General features: G+C 63.1%; 13 protein-coding genes. 4 read left to right on the top strand and 9 right to left on the bottom strand.

Annotated elements, in window-relative coordinates; translation table 11 throughout:
• Positions 1–29: 29 nt before the first annotated feature.
• From LA321_RS00600 to LA321_RS00590, 3 genes are all read right to left on the bottom strand, one after another.
• Complete coding sequence (locus LA321_RS00600) at positions 30–3,782, bottom strand: AAA family ATPase (RefSeq protein WP_042072990.1); 3,753 nt, start codon at positions 3,780–3,782, stop codon at positions 30–32.
• Positions 3,779–5,005: an exonuclease SbcCD subunit D C-terminal domain-containing protein gene (locus LA321_RS00595; protein ID WP_042072988.1), complete on the bottom strand. Its 1,227-nt coding sequence runs from the start codon at positions 5,003–5,005 to the stop codon at positions 3,779–3,781. Before LA321_RS00595 ends, LA321_RS00600 begins: the two co-directional genes overlap by 4 nt.
• A 103-nt stretch (positions 5,006–5,108) precedes the next feature.
• Positions 5,109–5,537, bottom strand: a complete 429-nt coding sequence (locus LA321_RS00590) for a GNAT family N-acetyltransferase (RefSeq protein ID WP_026456882.1) — start codon at positions 5,535–5,537, stop codon at positions 5,109–5,111.
• A gap of 179 nt (positions 5,538–5,716) precedes the next feature.
• Between LA321_RS00590 and rdgC the strand changes: the two genes are divergently transcribed.
• Both rdgC and LA321_RS00580 read left to right on the top strand, forming a co-directional pair.
• Entirely contained in the window at positions 5,717–6,628 is a 912-nt protein-coding gene (rdgC, locus tag LA321_RS00585) for a recombination-associated protein RdgC (protein ID WP_026456883.1), read from the top strand.
• A 172-nt stretch (positions 6,629–6,800) separates the two neighbouring features.
• On the top strand, positions 6,801–8,582 hold the full coding sequence (locus LA321_RS00580; protein WP_042072986.1) for a gamma-glutamyltransferase family protein: 1,782 nt from the start codon (positions 6,801–6,803) through the stop codon (positions 8,580–8,582).
• A 198-nt stretch (positions 8,583–8,780) separates the two neighbouring features.
• On the opposite strand, the gene LA321_RS00575 is transcribed toward LA321_RS00580, so the two are convergent.
• Complete coding sequence (locus LA321_RS00575; protein ID WP_026456884.1) at positions 8,781–9,251, bottom strand: FKBP-type peptidyl-prolyl cis-trans isomerase; 471 nt, start codon at positions 9,249–9,251, stop codon at positions 8,781–8,783.
• 142 nt (positions 9,252–9,393) lie between these two features.
• On the bottom strand, positions 9,394–10,542 hold the full coding sequence (locus tag LA321_RS00570) for a sodium:phosphate symporter (protein ID WP_042072985.1): 1,149 nt from the start codon (positions 10,540–10,542) through the stop codon (positions 9,394–9,396).
• Positions 10,543–10,832: 290 nt separating this feature from the next.
• Between LA321_RS00570 and LA321_RS00565 the strand changes: the two genes are divergently transcribed.
• Together LA321_RS00565 and LA321_RS00560 are read left to right on the top strand one after the other, a co-directional pair.
• Positions 10,833–11,165, top strand: coding sequence for a hypothetical protein (locus LA321_RS00565; RefSeq protein ID WP_042072984.1), 333 nt, complete (start codon positions 10,833–10,835; stop codon positions 11,163–11,165).
• A gap of 207 nt (positions 11,166–11,372) precedes the next feature.
• Positions 11,373–11,927: a hypothetical protein gene (locus tag LA321_RS00560; RefSeq protein ID WP_042072982.1), complete on the top strand. Its 555-nt coding sequence runs from the start codon at positions 11,373–11,375 to the stop codon at positions 11,925–11,927.
• Between the two features lie 90 nt (positions 11,928–12,017).
• On the opposite strand, the gene LA321_RS00555 is transcribed toward LA321_RS00560, so the two are convergent.
• The 4 genes from LA321_RS00555 to LA321_RS00540 all read right to left on the bottom strand — a co-directional run bounded on the left by LA321_RS00555 (position 12,018) and on the right by LA321_RS00540 (position 18,819).
• Positions 12,018–13,367 (bottom strand): APC family permease, encoded by a 1,350-nt coding sequence (locus LA321_RS00555; protein WP_042072981.1) that lies wholly within the window; start codon positions 13,365–13,367, stop codon positions 12,018–12,020.
• 772 nt (positions 13,368–14,139) lie between these two features.
• A complete protein-coding gene (locus LA321_RS00550) occupies positions 14,140–15,489 on the bottom strand; it encodes an APC family permease (RefSeq protein ID WP_026457272.1) in 1,350 nt (449 codons plus the stop codon).
• Between the two features lie 366 nt (positions 15,490–15,855).
• Entirely contained in the window at positions 15,856–17,151 is a 1,296-nt protein-coding gene (gabT, locus tag LA321_RS00545; protein ID WP_042072980.1) for a 4-aminobutyrate--2-oxoglutarate transaminase, read from the bottom strand.
• Between the two features lie 204 nt (positions 17,152–17,355).
• Positions 17,356–18,819 carry an NAD-dependent succinate-semialdehyde dehydrogenase gene (locus LA321_RS00540; RefSeq protein ID WP_042072979.1) on the bottom strand — a complete coding sequence of 488 codons (1,464 nt, stop codon included), beginning with the start codon at positions 18,817–18,819 and terminating at the stop codon, positions 17,356–17,358.
• Between the last annotated feature and the right edge of the window lie 237 nt (positions 18,820–19,056).

Raw genomic sequence — 19,056 nt, 5'->3', positions numbered from 1 at the left:
CCGCTACCGATGGGACCAAGCGGTGCCAGTCAGGGCACGATCACCCGGCTTTCTCCGCCGCCGAGAGCCTCGACTCTCACCTGCACCCCGAGCCGCTCCACCAGGGTCTGTACATGGGAGATGACCCCGATCTGGCGACCGGCGGCCTGCAGGGAGTCGAGGCTGGCCAGCGCCAGATCCAGGCTGTCCGGATCCAGGGTGCCGAACCCCTCGTCGATGAAGAGCGACTCGACCTGGGTCTGGCGTGACGACAGGCTGGAGAGGGCCAGTGCCAGGGCCAGTGACACCAGGAAGCTCTCGCCACCGGAGAGGGAATCTACCGAGCGCACCTCGTCCCCCATGTCGAGATCCACCACCTGGAGCGCCAGATCGGTGCCGGGCACCCGCTCCAGCCGGTAGCGGGGTGACAGCTCGCCGAGCTGGGCGTTGGCCTCCAGCAGGAGGCGCTCGAGCGTGAGGCTCTGGGCGAAGGTGCGGAACTTGGCACCGTTGGCCTGGCCGATGAGATCGCACAATTGCTGCCAGTGATCCGCCACCGCCTGCTGGCTCGCCAACACCTCTTGCAGGCTGCCCGCCTTGAGGGCGGCGGCCTCCGCCTGAGCCAGGGTGCTGCGGCACTCGAACAGCTGCTCATCAAGGGTGCGACACTGGTTCTCCAGCGCTGCCAGCCGTTCGCCGAGTGCCTGCTCGGTGAGGGCGGCCAACTCGGGGTGATGTTCCTGATAACGCTCCCGCTTGCTCTGCTCCTGTGCCAGCGCTCGTTGCCGTTCGATGAGGCGGGTACGGGCCTCGGCCAAGGCATCGTCCAGTGACTGCAGGGCGGCGCGGCGGGCCTTGAGTTCCTCCTGGCCGATAGCCAGCAGACGGCGCAGATCATATTCGGCGATGCCGAGAGTAGTGGCGTGGGCAGCCCAGCGTCCCAACACTTCGCGTTTGCGGCGGCTGCTCACCTGCTTTTCCTGCTCCACATGGGCGAGGCGGGTCTTGAGCTCGGTCAGTCGCTCCCGCAGGGTGCGCCCGGCGCCGGCTGCCTCGTCGAGCTGGCTGGCGGCCAGCTGCAACCGCGCCTGCCAGCGAGCCTCGACCTGGGGGATCCCTTCACCTTCCAGGCAGGCCGCACGGCTCGCCAGCAATCCCTGGCGCTGCTGTTCGTGCTCCTTATAGTCACGCTCCAGCTTGTGCAGCCGCTCGCGCTGGGTCTGCAGGCGGGCCTCCTGGGCACTCAGGGTCGGGGTCAGGCTGGCAATCTCGCCGGCCAGTCGCTCCCACTCGCTCTGGCCGTGCAGATAGGCCTCGCAGGTTTGCTGCCACTCGCGCCACTGCTGACTGCCGAGCCACTGGCGCCAGGGTTGGCCGCCCATCTGCTCGTCGAGCCGGTTGGCCCCCTGTTCGAGGCGCTGGCGCAGGGTGCTCTCCTGCTCGCCCATCGCCTTCACTTCCCCTTCCCAGGCGATGCGCTGGCGGTCGGCCTCCTGCCACTGCTGATCAAATTGTTGATGGCGGGTGGCCAGCTGGCTGAGTTGCTGGCGAATGCTCTGCAACTGCTGCAGCCCCTGTTGGGCCTGACGCAGGGTCTGCTGGCTCTGGGCCAGCCCCTGTTCCAGCGCCTGGCCACGACCGAGTAGGGTGTCCAGCAGGTGCTCCCATTCGGCCGGGCTCTGGCGCAGCGGCAAGGGGTGGCCGAGCAGCGCCTCCCCACCGAGTTGTTGCCAGTGCTGGGTCAGCTGCTCGGAGCTCGCCGCCAGCTCCGGCAAGTGTTGTTGGCGCACAGTCAGCTGGCGGGCCAGCTCCTGACGCTCGCTCTCGCACTGAATGTATTGATGGTTGAGCCGCTCCCACTCCAGCTCCAGGCTGCGAGCTCGCTCCGCCAGCTGACCCAGGATCCCTGCCACCTGGGGCTGACTCTGGCTGTAGGGGTGCTCCTCGGCGCCGCAAAGGGGGCAGGGGGTGCCATCGCTCAGCACGTGGCGATACTGCTCGAAGCTCGCCACGGCGCGGGCCTGCTCCAGGGCGTGGCGCGCCTCGTCCCGTTGCACCGCCAGCCGTTCCAGGGCGGGGGCCAGCTCCTGGCCCTGGCTGGCGAGCCGGGTCAGAGTTTGTTCCAGCTGGGAAATTTCTTGCTGCAGGCGATCGTGCTGTTCGCCGTGGTTGCGGCCATAGTTGGCGAGATCCAGCAGTTGACGCAGCTGGCCCAGCTGTTCTGTCTGCAGCTGCCACTGCTCCTGCGCCTTGGCAAGGCGGCTCTCCCACTGCTCCTCCTGCAGGTCGTCCTGCAATTTTTGCAGCCGCTCCTGCTCGCGGCGCCAGTAGTCACGCTCCTGCCCGCCTTGCTCCAGCTGGTGTTGCAACTGCTGCAGCGCACGCACCTTGTGCTCACGCAGGGTCAGCAATTGTTGCAGCTTGTCGGCATACTCGGCCCAATCCTGCATCGCGGTGAGCAGGGGTTGCCACTGGCGAGCCTGGGGAGCCAGTTCCCTGTGCTCTTCGAGCCAGGCGCCCCACTGCTGATACTGGCTCTTGAGGGCGGCTACCTGTTGGCTCAGCTCCTGCCAGCTCTGCTCCAGGGTGAGCTGCACCTCGCGCTCCTGGCTTCCCTCCTGCTGGATCTTCTGCAACTGCTGCTGTTTTTCCAGCAGCCGGGTGTCGAGCTCCTGCGCTCGCTTGAGCTCGGGTTGCAGGGCGCCCCACTCGCGTTCGGCGGCAATCTTGTCCGCCAGCAACTGCTGCTCATGGAGCGCATTTTGTCTGGCCTGTTCCTCGAGGCGGTCCAGCTCCGGCCCAAGCTCGGCGATCACCTTCTCCTGTTGCTGCACCTCCAGGGTGAGGCGCGCCAGCTCGTCGTGATCGGCGCGGGCCACCTGGGCCTGCTCGGCCCGGGCAAACTCCTCACGCTCGGGGGCTGCGGCATCGTGAGCCTGTTGGGCGGCTGTCAGCGCCTCTTCCCCCTCGCGGCACCCCTGCAACTGGGCGGCGATGCGGCCATCCAGCTCTCGCAGATCCTGCATCAGCTGGCGCTGCTGCTGTTCGTGCTTGAGGGTGGTGGAGAGGGTGAGCTGGCGAGCGATCCACGCTTCACGAGTCGCCTCGTCCATCAGCGCCACGTCGCCGAGGCGCTGCGCGATGGCGGTGAGCTTCTGCTGCTCTTCCCGCGCCCGTTCATAGGTCTGGATGGAGATGGCGGAGTAGAGTTCGGTGCCCGTCATCCGCTCGAGCAGGGCGGAGCGCTCATTGGCATCGGATTTGAGGAAGGCGGCAAACTCCCCCTGGGGCAGGATCACCGCACGGCGAAACTGCTCCCAGGAGAGCCCCACCAGCTCGTCGATGCGCTCTTGCAATTCCCGCTTGCTGCCAGAGAAGACCTGGCCCGACTCGACGTCGGTCAGGCTGCGCTCCTGGGCCTGAAAGCGCCCCTCGGCGCGGTTGCGGGCCCGGCGCACCGCCCAGCGGGCCAGCCAGGTGCGACCGTCACAGCCGCGAAACTGGACCTCGGCAAAGCCGCTGGCGTGGCCGCGACTGAGGATGCCGCGCACGTCGTTGGCCTTGAGTTTCTCCTCGTCGTCCGCGCGGCCCACTTCGGCTACGTTCTTGCGGTTGGCGACAAAGCGCGGCATCTCGTCATAGAGCGCCAGACAGATGGCGTCGAGCAAGGTGCTCTTGCCCGCCCCCGTGTTGCCAGTGATGGCGAACAGTCCGGTGGCGCCGAGGGCCCCTTTGGTAAAGTCGATGGTGAAGGGGCCGGTCAGACTGGCCAGATTTTCACCTGACAGGGATAAAATTTTCATGCGCCGGCCTCCTTCACCTGCTCCAGGATCTCTTCAAACGAGGCAACCAGCCCGACCTCGGGCTCACCTTCAAACTGGCGTTGATAACAGAGGCGAAACACCTCGGTGGGGGAGAGTTCGTCCAGCCTGCGCCGCTCACGACCATCGGCCAGCCCCTGTCCCGACCCCTGATACTGGGTGTTGATACGGGCGAGGCGCACCGGCTTGCCCGCCAGCGCCGCCAGAATGCGCTCGCGGATACGGGCCTCGGGTTTGGGCAGCAGTAGCCGCACCTCGAGGAAGGGTTGCGCCTCCTGCGGACGATCTGGCAACTCAAGCGCGTCGATGGCGGCCAGTGCCTCGTCAAGGGAACCTTGGGGCAGGCGGATCATCTCGACGCTGCGGGGCACCGGGATGGGCTCTACCGCTGTGAGCTGGCCGGCTTCCAGTGTCACCTCAAGTACCTGATGGCGGTAGCCGGTCTCGGTCAGCGATAGGGGCAGCGGCGAGCCGCTGTAGTGAACGCCTTCAGCCGGGCGCTGGGCCAGATGCAGGTGGCCCAGCGCCGTGTAGTCGGCGCCGGTGAAGATGTCGGCGGGCAGGGCGTGCTGGTTGCCGCCAAGCACCCGTCGCTCCGACAATTCCGAGAGCTGGCCCGCCGCCAGATAGGCATGGCCCATGGCGATCAGGGCCTGATCCTGTTCGCAGCGCTTGCGCCCCTCGGCGAGCACTTCTGCATAGATCTGACGCACCCCCTCGATAAGCCTGTCCTGCCCCTCGGCCAGCGGTTCGACCCGCAGATCGCTGCTGCGCAGAAACGGCACGGCGGCGCACCAGGCGGCCACCTTGCCTTCGTTGTCGTGCAGCGGCACCAGCAGGCGATCGGTCTCAAGCTGGCCATCCTTGTCTCGGCTGATGCTGCCCACCAGATGCAGATCGAATGCCCGCAGCAGTTCGTGGGGGGCATCAAGCTTGGAAGGGGAGTCGTGGTTGCCCCCGATCAGCACCATGTCGAGGTTGGGCATCTCGGCCCGCAGCCGCGCCAGAAAGCGGTAGAGCTGCTGCCAGGCGCTGGCGGGGGGATTGGCGGTATCGAACAGATCGCCTGCGACCAGCAGGGCGTCTATCTGGCGTGCCTTGAGGGTGTCGGTCAGCCAGTCGAGGAAGGCATCGTGTTCAAAACGGCGGTCATGGCCATGAAGTTGATGGCCAAGGTGCCAGTCGGCGGTATGGAGGATTTTCATGAGAAAGCAACCCGGATCCTGGGACGGTGCCAGCGGCACCCGATGGAGACAAGATGAGGATCCCCCTCGCTTTTTTCAAGGGAAACTGGCCACCAGCTTGGCGTCAAGCGGGTATGCAGCGCATCCGGTATTGCGGGTGGCCGGTAAAGGGATCGGACTCCTCGCCCTCGATCATGAAGCCGTGACGGCGATAGAAGCGCACCGCCGGCTCGTTTTCCACGAACACCCTGGCATACAGCGAAGCCCCCTGGCGTTTGGCCTCCTGCAACAGGGCATGACCCACGCCGCGCCCTTGCCGGTCGGGGCGTACGAACAGGGCCGCCAGGTAGTCATCCACCAGCGCGATAAAGCCAAGCAAGTCGCCGCGCTCCTCAAACACCCAGATGCGGGCACGATCCAGATAGCGGGAACGCAACTCCTCCTGGGCCTGCCACCAGCAGGAGGCATCGACGAAATCGTGTGCTTGCAGGGAGGCCAGCAGCCAGATTTCGACGATCTCTTCCATGTCTTTCGGGCTACTCGGCCGCAACATGCTTTGATCCTTGTTAACAATTCAAACATTCGCAGTCTAGGGGAGTTTGCCGATCGAGTCGGGGGCGAACATGACTCCCTGTGACGTCGATCGTCCTTTATTTAGCGAGAATGATTGGCTGATCACAAAGCGCCTCTCTAGTACAATGCCCGCCGGACAATCTAGAGACCGAGGACGCCATGTGGTTTAAAAACCTGCAGATTTATCGCTTTACCCGCCCCTTTGACCTGACCGTGGATCAGCTGGAGACTCAGCTTGAGGCCTGCGCCTTCACCCCGTGCGGCAGTCAGGACATGTCCCGTTTCGGGTGGGTCAAGCCCCTTGGCAAATTCGGTTCCACCCTGACCCACAGCGCCTCCGGTCACATCCTCATCTGTGCCCGCAAGGAGGAGAAAATGCTGCCGGGTACCGTGGTCAAGGAGATGCTGGCGGAGAAGGTAGAGGCGATCGAGTTCGAGCAGGGGCGTGCCCTCAAGAAGAAAGAGAAGGAAGCGCTCAAGGAGGAGATCCTCCACACCCTGCTGCCGCGCGCCTTTAGCCGCACCAGCCAGACCTTTGCCTGGATAAACCCTGCCGACAACCTGATGGTGGTGGATGCGGGCTCCGCCAAGAAGGCGGACGATCTGCTGGCTCTCTTGCGCAAGTCCATCGGTTCCCTGCCGGTGGTGCCGGTGGCCCTGAAGAACCCGCCCGAGATCACCATGACCGAGTGGCTGAACGAAGGCAATCTGCCGGCCTCCTTCACCCTGGAGGACGAAGCCGAGCTGCGCAGCGCCATGGAGCACGGCGGCATCATCCGCTGCAAGCAGCAGGATCTGATGACCGACGAGATCAAGAACCACCTGGCCAACGACAAGCTGGTGACCAAGCTGGCCCTCAACTGGGGCGAGACCATCAGCTTCGTGCTGGGGGACGATCTCTCCATCAAGCGCCTCAAGTTCAGCGAAGAGCTGCGCGAGCAAAACGATGACATCACCAGCGAGGATCCGGCCGCCCGTCTGGACGCCGACTTCGCCCTGGTGACCGCCGAGCTGGCCCAGTTCATCCCGGCGCTGTTTGCCGCCATGGGCGGGGAAGAGCAGTCCATCTGATGCACTCCTTGTCAGCAAGAACCGCCTACGGGCGGTTTTTTTATGACCGCATGAGTCGGCTCAATCTGTTGATAAATGAGTAAAGTATTGATTTGGCTCGGTAACTTGAGTCATCAGCGCCAATCGTGACATAGTCGTCCTTCATGGTCATAAAACAGACAAGGAGAGTGTCATGTTGCGCAAACCCCTGGGGCTAGCCATCGCCATTGCCCTGCTGGCCGGCTGTGCCAGCGAACCGGGCTTTCACTATGCTGCGCCACCCCAGACCCTGATCGCGCCGGAGGCGGCCAGCGGCTGGCAGGAGAAACAGGGTTGGCAGGGCCGTGACTTCATGGTGGCTGCCGCCAACCCGCTGGCGGTGGATGCGGGCTACCAGATCATCAAGGCGGGCGGCAGCGCCGTGGATGCTGCCATCGCGGTGCAATTGGTATTGACCCTGGTGGAGCCGCAATCCTCCGGCATCGGTGGCGGCTCCTTGCTGTTGGTGTGGGATGGGAGCCAGGTCAGCGCGGTGGATGGCCGGGAGACGGCCCCCGCTGCGGCCACGGATCAGCTGTTCATGAAAGATGGCCAGCCGATGGCCTTCTACGATGGCGTGGTGGGCGGCCGCTCAGTCGGGGCGCCCGGCACTGTGCGTGCCCTGGCGCTGGCCCACGAGCGTTATGGCAAGCTGCCCTGGGCAAGTCTGTTCACGCCGGCCATCACCCTGGCGGAGCAGGGGTTTGTGATAAGCCCGCGCCTGGTCACCCAGCTGGCAAAAGATCCCTATCTCGCCAAAGACCCACAGGCGCGCGCCTACTTCTACCAGCCTGATGGCAGCCCCAAGCCGGCGGGTACACGGCTGACCAACCCGGCGCTGGCCAAGGTACTGAAAACGCTGGCAGATCAGGGGGCTGATGCCTTCTATCAGGGGCCGCTGGCCGATGCCATGGTAGCCAAGGTGCGCGGTCATGCCACCAATCCCGGAGTGCTCAGCACCGCCGATCTGGCCAGCTACCGGGCCCGGGTGAGTGACGGCCTCTGCTTTGACTATCGCCAGAGCAAGGTGTGCGGCTTCCCGACCCCCTCGTCGGGCACCATCGCGCTTGGCCAGATCTTCGGCATGCTGGAGAGTCGCAATATGGCGGCCCTCAAACCCGTCACCACCCCGGCAGGGGGGCTTGCCGCCTCGGCTGACGCCATCCATCTCTACAGCGAGGCGGCGCGACTCGCCTTCGCTGATCGCAACCAGTATGTGGCCGACAGCCGTTTCGTATCGGTACCGCTGGCCGGCCTGCTCGATAAAGGCTATCTGGCCGAGCGCGGGCGGCTTATCGGCGAGCGCTCCATGGGGATAGCTCAACCGGGCTCGCCGCCTCAGGCGCTGGCCATGGGCCGCGATGCCACCCCTGAGCTGCCGTCGACCAGCCACATCTCCATCGTCGACCCGAGCGGCATGGCGATCGCCATGACCAGCTCCATCGAGGATGGATTCGGCTCGCGCCAGATGGTCAACGGCTATCTGCTCAACAACCAGCTCACCGACTTCTCCTTCACCTCGGTGGATGCCGCCGGGCTGCCGGTGGCTAACCGGGTGGAGCCCGGCAAGCGGCCGCGCTCCTCCATGTCGCCCCTGCTGGTGTTTGACAAGGCAAGCGGCGAGCTGGAGATGAGCCTGGGCTCCCCGGGTGGCTCGGCCATCATCAACTACGTGGGCAAGACGCTGCTGGGGACCCAGGATTGGGGGCTCAATTTGCAGCAGGCGATCAATCTGCCCAACTTCGGCAGTCGCAACGGTCCTACCGAGCTGGAAGCGGGGCGCACCCCGGATGCCGTGGTTGAGGGGCTGAAGGCGAGGGGGCACGAGGTGGTGCTCAATGAGCAGACTTCTGGCCTGCAGGGGGTAGAGCGCAACAAAGAGGGATGGTTTGGCGCCGCCGATCCGCGCCGCGAGGGGATCGCCAAGGGGGAGTGAGGCTTTCCCATCGCAACCGTTCCATCACAACAAGGCCAGCATGATGCTGGCCTTGTTGTTGGTGCGTGACGGGCTTGAAGAACGCGTTACTGGATGCCTGGCAGCTCCACGTCGAAGATCAGGACAGAATTGCTCAGTGGGATCTTGCCGGTGATGTGATTGCTACGGGCCAGCTTGTTATCGGTCCTGGAGGAGGCGTCACTGGATGCCCAGCAGCTCCACGTCGAAAATGAGTACCGAGCCGGGCGGGATCTTGCCAGCCGCGCGATCGCCATAGGCCAGGTTGGCGGGGATGTAGAAGCGGGTCTTCTCACCTTCCACCATCAGCTGTACCCCTTCGGTCCAGCCCGGGATCACCTGGTTGAGGCCAAACTCGATGGGCTCGCCACGGGCCACCGAGCTGTCAAATACGGTGCCATCCAGCAGTTTGCCCTCGTAGTGCACCTTCACCTTGCTGGTGGCGGTGGGGTGAACCGTGCCGCTGCCCTTGGTGAGCACCTCGTACTGCAGACCGGAGGCGGTAGTAGTCACCAGCGGGTTTTCCTTGTTGCCGGCGAGGAACTCGGCGCCGATGCGCACGTTTTCCGCGGCCAGCTTTTTGTTGTTGCTGCTGGTGTAGAAGTAGTAGGCGACACCGGCAACCAGCAGCGCGATCAGGATGAATTTCATCGATTTTCCCTTGTGAGAACGAGAGCGGCATCTTATCCCAGCCAGGGCGTCAGGGCGAGTCGGGGCGGGGCAGGATGTGACAGAACAGGCAAATGAGAAGGGGGAGGCGCCAGGCTCCTCCCCCTCGTCTTCATGATGAGCGTTACTTGGCGGCCACCATCATCAGGGCGGGCAGGGCGAAGAAGAGACCTGCCACGTAACCCAGTGCCAGCAGCTTGTTCTCGCTACCAACCCGGGCCAGCCACTCGGCGGCGCGCACCGGCAGGCCGCGCAGGGCCGGGATGCCATAGATGAAGATGACGGCGAAGACATTGAACAGCACGTGAACCAGGGCGATGGTCAGGGCCAGCTGGGCACCGGCGCCGCTGATGGCAGTGGCAGCCAGCAGGGCCGTGATGGTGGTACCGATATTGGCGCCCAGGGTGAAGGGATAGAGCTGACGGGTGCTGAACACGCCACCGCCGGCCAGCGGGATCATCAGGCTGGTGGTGGTGGAGGAGGATTGCACCATGATGGTCACCAGGGCACCGGAGGCGATGCCGCTCATGGGGCCACGACCCAGCGCTTTGTGCAGCACCTCTTTGGCGCGGCCGACCAGCACCTGTTGCAATACCTTGCCCAGATAGGTCACGCAGCCCAGGATCAGCAGGATGCCGATGATGATGGTGGCGATGGAGGCACCCTTGCCCGGCAGGAAGGCGACGGCGCTGTCGATCAGCTGCTGGGCCGGGGCGGTCAGCGGTTTCATGAAATCCATCCCCTTCATCGACATGTCGGCGGAACCGGTGAAGAAGGTGGCCAGGGTCTCGGCGCTCTTTTGCAGCAGGCCGAACATCAGCTCCAGGGGCAGGAAGATGGCCACGGCCATGAGATTGAAGAAGTCATGGACGGTGGCGGCGGCGAAGGCGCGGCGAAACTCCGCCCGATCCCGGATATGGCCCAGGGAGACGATGGTGTTGGTGATGGTGGTGCCGAGGTTGGCGCCCATGACCATGGGGATGGCCATGCTGATGGGCAGGCCGCCAGCCACTAGGCCGACGATGACGGAGGTCACTGTGCTGGAGGATTGCACCAGGGCAGTGGCCAGAATGCCGAGCAGCAGGGCGACGAAGGGGTTGTTGGCAAACGCGAAGATCTGGGCGGCACCCTCGGCACCGCCGGAGAAGCCTTTGAAACCATGAGAAACGGCGCCGACGGCGACCAGGATCAGATAGACCAGTACGATAACACTCATCCAGTTGAACAGGGCGCGGGTCGCGGTCTGCTGCGGCAAGGAGTCATTGTGTTGCATAAAGCCTCTTGGGACGGTCGTTCCGTCTTGGGTAGTTGATGACAGGCGCATTTAAGCAAGGCTCCATGACAGAAATATGACAAAGTGACACTTTTATGATGGTTTGATGACATGACCCCGTGCGCTGGTTGAGCGCCCGGGGAGATCTTTTTTGGCGAAATCGGTCAGAAACTGTCGGCTCCTCTTCCTGGGCCTGATGATGAAGGGCTCCGTTCGTATTCGTGCTTGTGCTTGGCCACCAGCGTTATATGCTGGCTGCTGTTTCTTCCATCAAAGAGAGTGGTGCTGTCATGCGTGCATGGATACTGTTTGTTTCCCTGGGGTTGCTGTCTGCCGGCGTGCAGGCCGAGTGCAATCTCGAAAAAGCGGCCAAAAACGAAGCCCTCAACGCGACCCTGGGGGTCAAGGGACGCTGTGATACCGACAAGCTGGTGGAGCAGAAGACCAAGGACGCCAAGAAAGAAGTGAAAGAGGTGAAGAAGAACACCGCCGAGGCGATTGACAACAAGACAGATGGCCTCAAGGAGACGCGCGACGATATCAAGCAGACCAGCAAGGATGTGAAGAAGGTGGTGAAGGATCCGGTCAAGTCGGCCGCCAGCGCCGTGGTCAACAAGGGCTAAGGCTGGGAGTCGCCAGCGGTACGCCGTGCAGCGCAAGAAAGGGAGCCAATGGCTCCCTTTTTGTTTGGCAGGTCATCGGCGCGTTAAAAACTGACGGAGGAAGCGGGCTCAGAGGAGCCAAAAGAGCATAAAGGAGCTATCCGGTGCCAAGGCGGGGCCTGGGAGGGTACACTGCGGCGTCATATTATTAGCTATGGTGAGTCTGTCATGAAACATTGGTCCCTTCTCCTCCTGCCTCTGGCGCTGGCCTCCCTGCCGTCCCAGGCCAATCTTCTTTCCTCCGGTTGCAGCGCCAAGGATGTGGCGATTGGTTCCGCGGTCAACAGCGCGACCGGCGTCAACAGCCGCTGCTCGGCGGCCAGCACCAAGCAGCGGGTCGAGAATGCGGTAGAGAATCCGGGGGATTACGCCAAGCGCAAGGCGGCCGAGGCGGTCGGGGTCGATGAAGCCTACAACAGGGCGCGCAATACCAAACAGCGGGTCGAGAATGCGGTAGAAAACCCGGGGGATTACGCCAAGCGCAAGGCGGCCGAGGCGGTCGGGGTCGATGAAGCCTACAACAGGGCGCGCAACACCAAACAACGGGTCGAGAATGCGGTAGAGAACCCGGGGGATTACGCCAGGCGCAAGGCGGCCGAGGCGACCGGGGTGGATGAGGCCTACCACAAGGCACGCAACGCCAAGCAGCGGGTCGATAACGTGGTGGATGATCCGCTCAAGGCGGCGGGCAAGGCGGTGCTGCGCCACACGGGTACATACTGACGGATAAGAGGCAGGGGGCGCCGTCACCCAGGCCAGCGCATTAAAAAAGGGAGCCAGTGGCTCCCCTTTTGCTATCCGGTATCCGCGCCATTATTGAGCGTCAGTCGCCTCTTCGTACTGGCGGAACGGGATGCGGAATACCGCCAGACGCAGAAACAGGTAGGTGACGCCCAGGCCAGCCCAGATCAGGCCCAGCTCCAGGGAGCTCTGCTCCAGGTTGATCCACAGGGCGCCGATGGTGGCGGCGCCAAGCAGCGGCAACAGCAGGTAGATCAGGTGATCTTTCAGGCTCTTGTTGCGCTTTTCGCGGACCCAGAATTGGCCGATGACCGACAGGTTGACGAAGGTGAAGGCCACCAGAGCACCGAAGTTCACCAGTGCCAGCGCCATGTCCAGATCGAACGACATCGCGGAGAGGGCCAGGGCGCCCACCAGCAGCACGTTGATGGCCGGGGTGCGGTATTTGGGGTGAATGTAACCAAACACCCGCTCCGGGATCATGCGATCGCGGCCCATCACGTAGAGGATGCGGGAGACACCGGCGTGGGCCGCCATGCCGGAGGCCAGTACGGCGACCGTGGTGCAGACCAGGACGATGCTCTGGAACAGGGTGCCGCCGACGTAGAGGGCGATCTCGGGCAGCACGGCGTCCGGCTCCTTGAAGCGGGCCAGATCCGGGAAGTAGAGCTGCAGGCAGTAGGAGACCACCACGAAGATGACGCCACCGATGAGGGCGGTCAGCACGATCGCTTTGGGGATCACCTTGCCGGCGTTCGGGGTCTCTTCACTGAGGGAACTCAGGCCGTCAAAACCGAGGAAGGAGAAGCAGAGGATGGTCGCACCGGTAAAGAGCGGCACCATGCTGGCGCTCTCGAAGTGGAACGGCCGGCTGCTCATCAGGGTGGCGGCACCCTCGCCATGGTAGAGGCCCCAGCCCATCAGGCCAATGAAGACGACGATGATGGCGAGCTGGATAAAGACGATGGCGCCGTTGAAGTTGGCCACCAGGTTGATGCCGCGCAGGTTGAGGAAGGTCATCACGGTCACCAGGCCGAAGATGAAGATCCAGGGATCGACACCCGGGAACATGGCGGTCAGGTAGATCTTGGCCAGCAGGATGTTGATCATCGGCATGAACATGTAGTCGAGCAGGGATGACCAGCCGACCATGAAACCGACGTAGGGGTTGAACACCTTCTGGGCATAGGTGTAGGCAGAGCCCGCGGAGGGGAATTTGCGCACCAGGTGGCCATAGCTGAGGGCAGTCAGCAGGATGCCGCCCAGCGCCAGCAGGTAGGCGGTGGCGACCCGGCCTTCGGTGATGTCACCGACGATGGCGAAGGTGTCGAATACGGCCATGGGGGTCAGATAGGCGAGACCCATTACGATAACCTGAGTCAGGGTCAGGGTCTTGAGCAGCTTGGCGCCTTGAGATGCCATTACGCTTTCTCCTCAATCAGTGCCGGAGCACATGCTTGCAACGCGCACAGGGAGACGAAAAATTCGCAGACCTGTACATCAAGGGCGCCGGGGAGGCGCATACCGGTGTTGGCCGGCAGGAAAGCATTGAAACGCCCCATTTTTTTCCTCTTAACGTCGGGAGATTGTTGGCAATCTCGGTATCACTTCCGGAAGGTTTCCGGCCTCTGTGGTTGGTTTGGTGTTCTGCCCAAAAGAAAGAACCGATGTCGCAAGGAACATCGGCTCTTCAATTGGCCGCGTATTTTGCATTCGTGGCCCCCCCGTGACAAGCAATAATGGGCGCCGGATCGCATTTTTTTGCACTCTGCTTTGACAGGTAAGCGATCACTCTCCCCCTGTTGCCACCATGCAGCTTCTTCCCCCGTTTTTCAGGTCACGCTGGATGAGGGAGCCTCGCTCTCATCCAGTACGGAATCTCGCCATTTCGTCGCTGCAGGGCGCATTGGTACAGGAAGAGGCGCCCGGGCCGGGTGGCCTCTTCCGGTTGGCTGGCAAGGGGATCTGTCTGGTGCATGGCTCCTGCTCTGGCGACCAGCATAAGGGAGGAGAGAGGCGCGAATAAATGGTCACTTTATCCGGGTGAACACCGTTTTTGGTCATGGGTGGTGGGGGCAAGAGGGGCAAGCCAGGGAATTGAGTACAAAGGGATTTTTTATCAGGCTTTCAATCAGGCATGAAAAAAGGAGCCTAAAGGCTCCTTTTGATTCAGTACATTCATGCTCGCACAGACTTACTGGGCCACCTCGACCTTGTCGGCGGTGTGCAGCGGAATGCGGAACACCACCAGACGCAGGAACAGGTAGAGGGCACCGAGCGCCGCCCAGATCAGCCCCAGCTCGAAGGAGGAGGGCTCGAGGTTGAGCCACAGTACCCCGATGCAGGCGGCGCCGCACAGGGGCATCACCAGGAACAGCAGGTGATCCTTCAGGGTCTTGTTGCGACCGAGCTTCACATAGAAGTGGGCAATGACCGCCAGGTTGACGAAGGTGAAAGCCACCAGGGCGCCGAAGTTGATCAGGGCCAGGGCGATCTCCAGATCAAACGACACGGCGGAGAGGGCCAGGGTGCCCACCAGCAGCACGTTGAGCGCCGGAGTCTGCCACTTCGGATGGATATAGGAGAAGAAGCGCGCAGGCAGGGCGCGATCCCGACCCATCACGTAGAGCAGGCGCGACACGCCGGCGTGGGAGGCCAGCCCCGAGGCCAGCACCGCCACTGTCGTGCACACCAGCACCACTGCCTGGAACAGCTTGCCACCCACGTAGAGGGCAATCTCGGGCAGGACCGCATCCGGTTGCTGGAAGCGGGAGATGTCCGGGAAGAACAGCTGCAGGAAGTAGGAGGTGGTGACGAACAGCACGCCGCCGATCAGCGCGGTCAGCACGATGGCGCGGGGGATCACCCGATCCGCGTCCGGAGTCTCTTCCGACAGGGTGCTGATGGCATCAAAACCCAGGAACGACAGGCACAGGATGGAGGCGCCGGTCAGCAGGGGGTTGATGTGCATCTGCTCGGAGAAGAAGGGACGGCTGCTGGCCACGGTTCCCAGCCCTTCACCGTTGTAGACGCCCCAGGCGATGAGGCCGATGAAGACGGCGATGATGCTGAACTGCATCATGACGATCAGGCTGTTGAAGTTGGCCACCAGCTTGATGCCGCGCAGGTTGAGGGCCGTCATCACGGCGGCCAGACCAAAGATGTAGGTCCAGGGCTCCACGTTCGGGAACAGGGCCTCCAGATAGATCTTGGCCAGCAACATGTTGATCATCGGCATGAACATGTAGTCGAGCAGGGAGGTCCAGCCCACCATGAAGCCCACATAGGGGTGAAACACCTTCTGGGCATAGGTATAGGCAGAACCGGCCGACGGGAACTTGCGTACCAGATGGCCATAGCTCAGGGCGGTGAACAGCATGCCCATCAGGGCAAACAGATAGGCCGTCGGCACATGGCCGTCGGTGATCTCGGTGACGATGCCGAAGGTGTCGAACACTGCCATGGGAGTGAGGTAAGCCAGGCCCATGACCACGACCTGCCAGAGTTTCAGGGTCTTTTTCAGACCAACCGCCGGGGTTGTCATCATGCCTGTTCCTCACGCAGTGCCGGGGTGGCACGGTCCATCAACGAAACCGGGAGAGTGGCCCGGGGATCAAGGGCGCCAGGGTGGCGCGCACCGGCCAGGGCCGGCAGGAAAGCATTGACATGCCCCATGTTGTTCCTCACTAAGACTTGGTGTCGGGAGATTGCTGCCAATCTCGCTATCTTTTCCGGGGGTGATCCGGCCTCGTTTATGGGTTTGTTCACTGTGAAAAAAGTACCGATGCCGCTGGGCTGCACCGGTACTTTCAGTGGCCGCGCATTGTGCATTTGCAGGGCCCCCTTGACAAGCGATAAAAGGGGCAAAATTGCATTTATTTGCACTGGTGAGCGGTCACTTTCATGCTGGTCAGTCCAGCACGGCCTCCAGTGACTTTTCAAGGATTTGCAGCCCTTCGTCAATCACGGACGCAGGGGCGGTCAGGGGGGCGAGAAAACGGATGACATTTGCGCGCACACCGCATGACAACAGGACCAGACCGCGCCTGCCCGCCTCGGCCACCAGACGCTTGGTGAGGTCGGGATCCGGCTGGACGGCATCGCGCTGCTTCACCAGCTCCATGGCCACCATGGCGCCGGGGCCACGAATTTGACCTATGCAGTCAAAACGCTCGGCTATGCGTTGCAGCCCTGCCTTGATCTGCTCGCCCTGGGCCTGGGCCTTCTGGTTGAGCTGCTCCTCTTCGATCACCTCGAGGACCGCCAGGGCGGCGGCGCAGGCAATGGGGGAGCCGGCATAGGTGCCGCCCAGACCACCCGGCTTGGCCGAGTTCATGATGTTGGCCTTGCCTACCACGGCGGAGAGGGGGAAGCCGCCGGCCAGGCTTTTCGCCAGGGTCATGATATCCGGCTCAATGCCGGCATACTCGGTGGCGAAGGTCTTGCCGGTGCGGCAGAAACCGCTCTGGATCTCGTCGCAGATCAGCAGGATGCCGTGCTGATCGCAGATGCGGCGCAGGCTCTGCATGAAGCGGGGGGAGGCGGGATAGAAGCCACCCTCGCCCTGAACCGGTTCGAGGATAATGGCGGCCACCCGGCTCGGTTCGATGTCGGCGCTGAAGCAGAGGTCGAGGGCCTGCAGGGCATCCTCTTCACTCACCCCCAGATAGTCGGCGGGGAAGGGGATGTGGTAGACCTCGCCCGGGAAGGGGCCGAAGCCGGTCTTGTAGGGGACCACCTTGCCGGTCAGAGCCATGCCCATCATGGTGCGACCGTGAAAGCCCCCCTTGAAGGCGATGGTACCGCTGCGGCCGGTGTGGGCGCGTGCGATCTTGATGGCGTTCTCCACCGCCTCGGCGCCGGTAGAGAGAAACAGGGTGCGCTTCGATGTGGAGCCGGGCACCAGGGCATTCAACTTTTCCGCCAGCTCGATATAGCCGGGGTAGGGGGTAACCTGGAAGCAGGTGTGGCTGAATTTCTCCAGTTGGGCCTGCACCGCCGCCACCACTTTCGGGTGGTTGTGGCCGGTGTTGAGCACGGCGATGCCGGAGGCGAAATCGATGTAGCGGTTGCCCTCGATGTCCCACAGCTCGGCATTCTGCGCCTTGTCGATAAAGACCGGTAGCAGGGTACCGACGCCGTTCACCACGGCGGCTTCACGGCGGGCCTGCCAGGCCTGGTTTGACTGGTTGTCTGAATGACTCATTTTTCCTCCCTGCGGGGGCGTTTGCCCCCTCTCTTGAGTGTTGGCGAGGCTCCCGGGCGGGAGCGCTCACTTCGTCCTTGAATAGTGTGGTGGCAAGCCTTGGCAGGCTGGCCAGACCCCGCCCATGCCCTTCCCATGGGGGGGAGGGCTGGGTTTGCTCCTTCCCTTGTGAAGGGAAGGTCTGTGGGGTGATCGTTATCCTGTCTAGCGGATGGCGCCAAAGCAGAGGTATTTGGTCTCGAGGTACTCCTCCAGCCCCTCGGCCGCCCCTTCGCGGCCCAGACCCGACTCCTTGATGCCGCCAAAGGGGGCCAGTTCGGTGGAGATGATCCCCTCGTTGATGCCCACCATGCCGTATTCGAGCCGCTCGGCAACTCGCCACACCCGGGCGATGTCGCGGCCATAGAAGTAGGCGGCCAGGCCATAGGGGGTGTCGTTGGCCAGCGCAATGGCCTGCTCTTCGCTGTCAAAGCGCACCAGCGGTGCCACCGGGCCGAAGATCTCCTCCTGCAGGATGGGGTTGTCTCCCTTCACCTCGCCGAGGATGGTGGGCTGATAGAAGAGCGGGCCGGCGGGGTGGGCCTCGCCCCCCAGCAGCACCCTGGCGCCGGCGTCCCGGGCCTGGTTGACCAGCTCGGCCACCTTGCTGGCGGCGGCGGGGTTGATGAGGGGGCCAATCTGGGTGCCCTCGCTCATGCCATCCCCCACCTTGAAGGCTTTGACGGCGGCGGTCAGTTTCTCGGCGAAGGCGTCGTAGACGCTCGATTGCACCAGAATGCGGTTGGCGCAGACGCAGGTCTGGCCCGCATTGCGGTATTTGGAGGCCAGCGCCCCTGCCACGGCGGCATCAAGATCCGCGTCGTCAAAGACGATGAAGGGGGCGTTGCCGCCAAGTTCCAGCGACACCCGCTTCATGGTGTCGGCGCACTGGCGCATCAACAGCTTGCCGATGCGGGTCGAGCCGGTGAACGAGAGCTTGCGTACCACTGGGTTCTGGCACAGCTCGTCACCCACCGCCGCCGCCTGATGGGAGGTGATGATGTTGATGACGCCCGCCGGGATGCCCGCCTCTTCGGCCAGTGCCGCCAGAGCGAGGGCGCACAGAGGGGTCTCGGCGGCGGGCTTGATGACGATGGTGCAACCGGCGGCCAGTGCCGGACCCGCCTTGCGGGTGATCATGGCGATGGGGAAGTTCCACGGGGTGATGGCGGCAACCACCCCCACCGGCTGCTTGATGGTGGCCAGACGGCGATCGCCGCTAAAACCCGGGATGGTGCGGCCGTAGGCGCGTTTGCCCTCCTCACTGAACCATTGGATGAAGCTGGCGCCGTAGGCCACTTCCCCCTTGGCTTCGGCCAGCGGCTTACCCTGCTCGCAGGTCATGATGCGGGCCAGCTGGTCGGTGTGGGCAGTGATGGCGGCAAACCAGGCGTAGAGTTTGTTGCTGCGCTCCTTGGCGGTCAGGGCGGCCCAGGCCGGTTGGGCGGCCTTGGCGGCCTCGATGGCGCGGCGGGTGTCCTCGGCATTCATGTCGGGCACCTGGGTAATCACGGCACCGCTGGCCGGATTGGTGACCTCGAAGGTGCGGCCGCTGGCGGCGTCGCACCAGTGACCATCTATATAGGCGCGGGATTTGATCAAGCTGCTGTTGGGTGTAGTTCCTGACATGGGAAGCCTCGAGTGTGGATCCGGGCAGCAGGGGGCCGGTTACCCGACCCTCCCTGTGGTGCTGCCGTATAAAATAATAAGCACAGGGAGAACATAAAGTGAGCCGAAATGTTTTTCAAGTGTTAAATATATTTGAATTATTGGTGTTCGGCATGCTAGAAAATGGGCTGTGACGCACGGTCTATCCCATATGGTGCCACAGGATGGTATCAAGGGTGTGCAAAATAATGAACGCTC

This window comes from Aeromonas enteropelogenes, from assembly GCF_020097295.1.
GTDB lineage: Bacteria > Pseudomonadota > Gammaproteobacteria > Enterobacterales > Aeromonadaceae > Aeromonas > Aeromonas enteropelogenes.
Note: the sequence above shows the minus strand (reverse complement) of the source record. Positions and strands in the feature narration are given on the sequence as shown.